The organism is Halonotius aquaticus (assembly GCF_003605575.1).
Classification (GTDB): domain Archaea; phylum Halobacteriota; class Halobacteria; order Halobacteriales; family Haloferacaceae; genus Halonotius; species Halonotius aquaticus.
The window spans coordinates 1-1,378 of sequence record NZ_QKNY01000015.1 but is presented as its reverse complement, the minus strand read 5'-3'; the positions used below and the strand labels follow the sequence as shown (position 1 = coordinate 1,378).

The following is a 1,378-nucleotide window of genomic DNA, read 5'->3' as shown; positions in this document are numbered from 1 at the left end:
TCAGTCGATCACATCGAGCAGCTCACCACTGCCGATAGCCGATGCTGAATCGGTGGTTTCGGTGACTATCTGAGCGTTCAGGTGTCGTGAACAGGATCTTCCAGCTTCTACAGTCGCTGTCGGCGGCGATTAGCCGCCGACGCGACAGTGTCGCCACTCACAACTGTCGCCAGTGCTGGCGATAGCTATCGGAAGAACCGCTCGTCCAGTGCTTGATTCGCTGGAACGGATCGACGAACGCCAAGCATTGTCCACGCTGCGCGGAGCACCATCTCGCAAAACTCAATGAACGACCACTCCCAGAGGTGGCGGCCGCCGCGTCGCGGCGCCGCCACGTACTTCCAGTGAAGATATCGCCAGCTGTTCTGAAGGACGAGACTTACAACAAACAGCAGCAGCCGCAACCCAGCGTCACGAGAACTAGTCATAGCGAGGCTCTGCTTGGCCAATCGGTAGCTCGATTCGATGCCAAACCGCTTGCTGTAGTGGTGTCTGGCATCACGTGGTGTGTCGATGAACGGCGCGTCAGCGGCATAGCCGTGACGCGCCACCCCGTGCTCGTCGTACCGTCCTCGCTGGTAGACGCAGTCGATGAACACAGGAAACGTCACCTTCCCGGCGAGCTCATGCTCAATTTCACGGCTCCATCCTCTGCTGAGCTCGTCTTGTATCGTTTCGCCCCACTTGATGATCGGAACGACGTAGGCGTAGTTGTAGGCGTACAGCAGGGTGAGACAAGTGCTATTGTAGAAGCCTCGGTCAAGATAAACGGCCTTGACGCCGAGGTCAAGGCCGTCAAGCAGTTCGAGGAATTCACCGAGGACATCACCGGTGGTTTCGCCAGCGGTCAGCTGGCGAACCGCCAGTGTATACCGTTTATCTCGCACTCGTACGTAGAGCGTCGCATAGGCATGAAATGACGTGGTACCGCGTTTCGCTTGCGAGGAGTACAGTGCCTCTGTCTCCTCCTCTTCACCGTAGTAGGGATCGAGGTGGAGGTCAGTACAGGCCTCCACCGGTCGATCAGGCAGCGTCTCAACCGTATCTCGCTGGAGGAGTGTATCTCCAACCGATTCAACGGCGTCAAGATCGAATTGATCGGTGAGATATCCACGGACGGTATTGGCGTGGGGTGATTCCTCGGTCTTCTCGCAGATGTGGTTGATCGAGGTTCCGCCGGCGCTGGCGCCGGCGAGAACCTCGTAGAGTTCCTCCGTCGTGGTCTCAACGCTCTCTCCGAGGTCAATCGAAAGTTCCTCTTCGAGGTTGTTGACGACAAAATTAAGCAAATGTTCCTCCTTTAGCTCGTTGTCAGCTCGGGGTGTTTGCACACCTTCTCCGAGCGGACACTTCTACTAACCCGATGTGATCGACTGAG

General features: G+C 57.0%; 1 protein-coding gene. It reads right to left on the bottom strand.

What is annotated here, in order from left to right; translation table 11 throughout:
- Positions 1-185 precede the first annotated feature (185 nt).
- The gene (locus tag DM826_RS09515; RefSeq protein ID WP_120103164.1) at positions 186-1,331 is read right to left on the bottom strand and encodes an ISH3 family transposase; all 1,146 of its coding nucleotides are present in this window, start codon (positions 1,329-1,331) and stop codon (positions 186-188) included.
- Between the last annotated feature and the right edge of the window lie 47 nt (positions 1,332-1,378).